The organism is Mucilaginibacter polytrichastri, from assembly GCF_001911425.1.
GTDB classification, from domain to species: domain Bacteria; phylum Bacteroidota; class Bacteroidia; order Sphingobacteriales; family Sphingobacteriaceae; genus Mucilaginibacter; species Mucilaginibacter polytrichastri.
Genome location: NZ_MPPL01000001.1, coordinates 1,472,067 through 1,478,283 on the forward strand (window position 1 = coordinate 1,472,067; position 6,217 = coordinate 1,478,283).

3 protein-coding genes are annotated in these 6,217 nt (G+C 42.2%); all 3 read right to left on the minus strand.

The features are described 5' to 3' along the window. Window positions 1-1,796: RagB/SusD family nutrient uptake outer membrane protein (locus tag RG47T_RS06435; protein WP_216351016.1), on the minus strand; the 1,796-nt coding region annotated here is incomplete at its 3' end. Window positions 1,797-1,806: 10 nt separating this feature from the next. After that, window positions 1,807-4,968, minus strand: coding sequence for a SusC/RagA family TonB-linked outer membrane protein (locus tag RG47T_RS06440; RefSeq protein ID WP_074488659.1), 3,162 nt, complete (start codon window positions 4,966-4,968; stop codon window positions 1,807-1,809). Window positions 4,969-5,579: 611 nt separating this feature from the next. Continuing rightward, window positions 5,580-6,217: response regulator transcription factor (locus RG47T_RS26320; RefSeq protein ID WP_216351017.1), on the minus strand; the 638-nt coding region annotated here is incomplete at its 5' end.

A 6,217-nucleotide genomic window follows, 5' to 3' on the forward strand; every position in this document is an offset into this window, starting at 1 on the left:
AGGTCGTACCAACGACGTGGATCACCGTATAACTCGCGCGAGTATTCATCCAGTATCAGGTCCATACCGCATTTAGAATTTTTATCGGTAGTATTATTGGGGCTTGATAACAGTGCTACTTGTGCGGGGGTTAGCAACATGGCAGTTGCATTAGCCGCATTGGTGGCACTCATAGTTGCTGATGTTACATAAAATTGATTTTTAGCTGTAAAAGCTGCATCCGCCGTTGAGCGGTAAGCAGCGCGTTGCCTTAAAATATTTAATGAAGCAGCAGCATTGTTCGCGTTACCCAACATATAATTAGCTTCTGCATTCATCAGATATATTTCTGAAAAACGCATCATAATGATCGGGCGGCTTGAAAAGTCGCCGGTACCCGTACGGAGAGGATCATCAAACTTCTTAACTGTTGGGAAATTAAGCGCAGTAAACTGTTTTGGCGTAATAATCAGTCCTTTAAAAGCATCCCGGCGGGGCATAGACACATCTGCACTAGGCATCAGGATAGCCGTGTCGCCATCCATAGGTACGTTAAAAGATGACAAGGAAACATTTGATGTTGGAACTAAAGTGCCTTTCAGCGTTTTGCCATCACTTTGAAGCCCTGCAGGTGTTGCTTTATTACATATCCAATAAGTTTGGAAAGTGGCGTCGTAGCGGGTATCATGCACCTGGTCTGCAAAGGCCACGTCCATAGTGTAAGGCTTGTTTGGTGCCAGACGAACGTAAGGGCGGCCATTGTAAACATCGCGCAGCATGCCTGCTTTAGCTGTGGTGTATTTCTGCGGAACGGCATCAATGCCGGCAACGTTATCAACACCGGGGCCTACATAGTTTTGGCGAGCCAATACATAGAGTTGATTTAAACCATAACCGCCTGAACCCTGAAGGGTATAACCGGTATAGTTAGGATCGGCAATACCTCCATAATCAATAGCGAACATGTTTTCTTTGCCGTAATCGTTCGCGGGTTTGTGCTCGTCCCAATAATCCTGCCATAGATCTAAACCATAAGTGCCCTTACTCGTTATTAACTGAGCTGTTAAATCTGCTGCTTTCTGAAAATCACCGGCTTGTTTAGCCTCGCCGTAACCTCTGGTTAGGTAGGCCTTGGCCAAATAGGCATTAGCTGTAGCAACGGTAGCACTTTTACCTACACCAGCAGCAGAAAAAGGGTTTGAACCCGTAACGGTGCTAGGTAAGCCGGTGGCAGCATCGGTAAAATCCTGGATAATTAAATTATATATATCAGTTAATTGAGCAGGGGCGTCAGATGTTGTAGCCTGCGTAATGAAGGTTGTATGCAATGGGATACCGCTTTTTTGGGTAGCTGTTAAACCGCCGTAGGTTTGCACCAGGTAAAAATAAAGGAAGCCACGCAAAAACTTAGCCTGGGCAACATATTGCGTACGCGCAGTTACATCTGTAATTGTTGAAGCATATTTAAAAACACCGTTAAGTGTATTAATATCCACATATAAACCAGTGATATCCGGGCCGTTAGAGGAGGTAATCCCTTTAAATGAATTAAATAGCGGTGCTACAGTGCCTGCACTGCCCCCAGGGATGTTTTCATCTGTTCCGTCGTAGTAAAACACAAGCCCTTCGCCAGAGAAAGCTCCTCTCAAATCATTGTAAACACCTACAACTGCTGCCTGTACGCCGCCTGCAGTGCCAAAATAATCTGGGTATAGTGCCGAACGAGGCTTTTCGTCCAGAAGCTTTTTACAGCCTGTAGCAAAAGTTAACACCGCTGCTGCGGCAATCACAAAACTGTTTTTATAAAATACTTTCATAATTTTTTAATTAAAATCTTGCGTTAATACCAATAATAAAATCCCTTGTCTGCTCGCCGGCAGTAATACCCACGCCACGGAAGTTAGCACCACCGTTGCCGGGATTTGCCCCCGCTATATTGCCACTTACTGAAGGGTCAGCCGGGTTATTGGGCGATCCTCCGTTAGTGCTATAGGTATAACCTGATTCTGCGTCGGTTACCGAGAAACTTTTTTTCATGATCGGCGCATAAATAAAGAAGGGGTTGGTTACGTTGGCATAAATCCTAAGAGAACTCAAGCCCAATTTTTTAATCACATTGCTTGGGATGTTATAACCGAGGTTGATGCTTTTGGCCCTGATAAACGAACCATCATAATACTGCAATGTTGAGTAATAAGGCAATTGGGTGTAAGCATTAGGCTCCGGGAAGGCATTGGTTGGGTTTGTAGGTGTCCAATAGTCCAGCACAGGTTGGTTATGGCGGCCCAGGTTAAGGAACTGCCAGCCGTTGCTTGAAGAATTGGACGAAGATACGTAAGGGGCAACTGTTGTAAAGCCCATCCGTCCCTGGATTACCAGGCTCAGGTCAAAATTCTTATAACTCACCCGGTTTGTCATACCGAAGGTATAATTCGGGTTGAAATGACCAATGATCTGATCATCGCTGGCATCAATTTTTCCATCATTATTCAGATCCTGAATTTTAATAGAACCGGGTTTCTGACCATATTTCGCCGCTTGTGCAGCCTCGCTGGTTTGCCAGATGCCTAATTTACGCACATCGTAAATAACATTAAGCGGCTGCCCTACAAACTGACCCGAACCTATATTTATCAGGCCCCCGTTTGGTAAAGAAATTACCTTCTCCCGATTAAAAGCAATGTTAAAGTCGGTAGACCAATTAATACCGTGGGCATTTTGTAGGTTGATACTGCTCAGCGTAATTTCCAAACCTCTGTTATCTGAGGTACCGAGATTAGAAGTTTGTGAAGAAGCCCCGTTGGTTACAGGCAAATTGTTTGGAAGGATGATACCATTAGTCCTGGTTTTGTAAACTTCGACCGAACCTGTAATGCGGCTTTTTAAAATAGCAAAATCCAACGCCAGGTTATATTCAGAACTTCGTTGCCAGGTTAAATTTTCATTAACTAAAGTTGTTACTCTTACACCTTGCTGGTCGCCGGTGGAAGCACCTCCAAACTGGTATTTGCTTGAATTTAACTGCCCTAAAGTATTGTAGGGACTTATAGTTGTGATGGTTGACGTTTGTGCATAGCCGCCTCGTAGCTTCAAATTATCAATAAAGCTGTATTTCTTCATGAAATTTTCGTTACTGATTACCCACCCTAAACCAACGGAGGGATAACTGGTGCGCTGATGCCCTTTTGCCAAAGCCGAGTTAGCATCTGAACGAATACTTGCGGTAAGGTCATACCTGCGATCGAAGGCATAATTTACACGACCGACATATGAAATCAGGCCCTGCTCACTAAAGACCCCGTTTTGTGGAATTACAGTTTGTGCCAGTGCCAGGTTAGAATTAAGGTTGGCATCAGAAGGGATACCGGTAGCATTAAAGCCGGAATTTTCGGTATGGGCCAATTCATTGGTGAAGACTGCCACCACGTTTACGCTGTGTTTTCGTGCGAAAACATTTTCATAGGTTAATAAGTGTTCCTGATTTAACCGATACGAGTAATTATTTGTAGTACTGGCCGTAGTTTGTGGAATGGTAAAAATATTAATACCATTGATGCCATTGTACGTGCCGGCTATGGATTGAGAAAAGTTATAATTTGCAGTATAACGGTATTTTAAATGGCTTACAGGGCTAACTTCGGCATATACGATATTATTTGTAACCAAGCCCCGGGTATAATTATAATATAAATCTGGCCTTCTGCCTTGAAAAAGCGGATTGGCAAAAGTAGCATCTACCTGATCTGATTGAGGCGTTAAATTTAATGTGCCATCCGGATTGTATGGATAGGTTAACGGGCTCATATACTGCGCATTTTGATACTGGTTGCCGCCACCTGCATTTATTAGGCGCACAGTATTTTGGCTGCTCATACCAAACTTGATGTAATTATTTATTTTGTGATCAAGTGTTGCGTTTAACGAAATACGTTTGGTGCCGTTGTTGGGTTCCAGATTGGTATTAACCCGATAGCCTATACCTACGTTGAATTGCGTTTTTTCTGTACCGCTTGAAACCCGTAAACTTTGATCCCAAACAAATGCGTCTTTGACTAACATTTTGGGATAATTTGTGCTTACACCCTCATTTAGGGCCTTAGTTTCTATAGCGGTAAGATCGTAAGGATTAACATTCTGGCCACTTTGAAGCACAGCGCCCTGCCTTGCATCAATTTGCAATTGGGCAAATTGTTGTCCGTTAAGCAAATTCATGTTTCCTTCCAGTTTGTTAATACCGTAATAGGAATCATAAGATGTTACGGTTTGCCCAACGCGGCCGCGATTGGTGGAGATCAGAATTACACCGCCCGAAGCACGTGAACCATAAATGGCAGTTGCCGATCCTCCTTTTAATATATCGAGGCTTTTGATATTATTGGGGTCAATGTTTTCTATAGAATTGTAATATGGTTCTCCATCAAGAATAATCAAGGGCCCGTCTGTACCCGGCGCAGCGCCTATAGTACGTGTGCCTCTTAAACTAATTACAGGGCCATTAGTCCCGGTAACCACATCCAAGCCAGCAACCCGGCCTTTTAACTGGTCGAAAACGTTTGATGCAGGTATTTCCTTCAAGGTTTTAGCCTCTACCGTTACCACGGTTCCGGTAACATCCTCTCTTTTTAGCGTTCCATAACCTACTACAACTACCTCGTTAAGGTTAGAACTGGTTCTTGTCATGGTTATGATACCTAAATTGGTTACACCTTTCACCAATGTTTTTTGGTAATCTACGTAACCCACAAATGAGATGGTAATTTTATCAGTAGCGGCAGGTACGTTAAAAGTAAATTCGCCATTTACATTGGCAGTGACAGCGGTGGTGGTACCTGGTATTTTTATTGTTGCGCCGGTAAGCGGTTCGCCCTTTTCATCAACCACTTTACCATGCAGTGCGGTTGTTTGAGCTGTAAGCGTAAGGGAAAATAAGTTAACCGCAATGGTGATCAACATCATTTTCCAAATTTTTAAGAGTTGAAGTTTTTTCATAAAATCTGTTATATTGGTAAATAATCAGTTAGTGGCCGGTCAAGTCTTACTTGCCGGGTTTGCATTAGTGTAATTCAGTGGTTTACTTTTTCATCGTGTTATTTAGGTTACATATTGGTTACTATTAAATCGATTCAAGATCTTCGGTTGCATTTTTAGCAACAGCAAGGCTTCTCGAATAGCATTCAAGCAATTACATTGTTATTATTCCTGGTTAATTAATTTAATTGGTTTATCAGCCCTTAGGATGGGGCAGATGGTTGTTTTATTACGCCAAACATATACAACCGGAACTGTGTGGGCTGTTTCAATTGTATAAATTACTCTTGCATATGTTCAAATAAAAAGCCATGCCAAGTCAATAATCAGTATAATCGGCTATAATTAATAACTGGCTCATATTCAGAATAGGTGAACTAATGATTTCTGCAACAGTGCTCTTTCAAAATAAATTTATATCCTACAAATAGCACTATTGCAAAAATTTAACGGTGCCGACAACGCACACCATTTTTATTGAATTGAGGGGCAAGATTTCTATACTGGGCTAAACGGGGTAATAGGAGAAACCCTGTATACCGGTGTCTGTAAAAACGAGAAGTGGTGTGTATTTATTTATTGAGGGGCTGAATGATTGGTTTGATCGGATTTCGTTTGGCGCTTAAATATTCGGAGGGAACTACACCATACTTGTTTTTGAACATCCGGGTAAAATAACTCGGTGTACCAAACCCTGTGAGGTAAGCTATTTGAGTAACGTTTAATTCACTCGTTTCCATTAGTATAGCTGCTTTTTCTAATTTCACGGTGCGGATATACTCTATGGGGGATAGGCCCGTGAGCTCAATTAATTTATAATAAAGCGAGCCTCTGCTCATGCCCACATGTTTACTAAGTTCCTCTACTGACAGATCGGGGTCGCTTAATTTACTTTCTACATATTTAAGAATCGAGTTCAATAATTTAAAATTGCCAGATTCGATGACAATATCTTGCCCGTCTAATTGTATCTGTTTCGAGTAGGTGTCTTTTACGCTTTTGTTAAGGTTAAGCAAATTTTCGATCCTGGTATTTAGGATTTGAAAATTAAATGGTTTAGAAAGAAAGTCGTTGGCCCCCGATTGCAGTCCCTTTAGTTGTTCATCCTCGCCGGCCATCGCCGTTAGCAGAATAACCGGGATATGGCAGGTGCGTTTATCTTTTTTAATTTTCTTACTTAATTCAATACCAGACATGGCCGGCATATTGA

Excerpts from the sequence above, each read along its gene's own strand:
- RG47T_RS06440 (WP_074488659.1), bottom strand. The coding sequence starts at position 4,968 with ATGAAAAAACTTCAACTCTTAAAAATTTGGAAAATGATGTTGATCACC.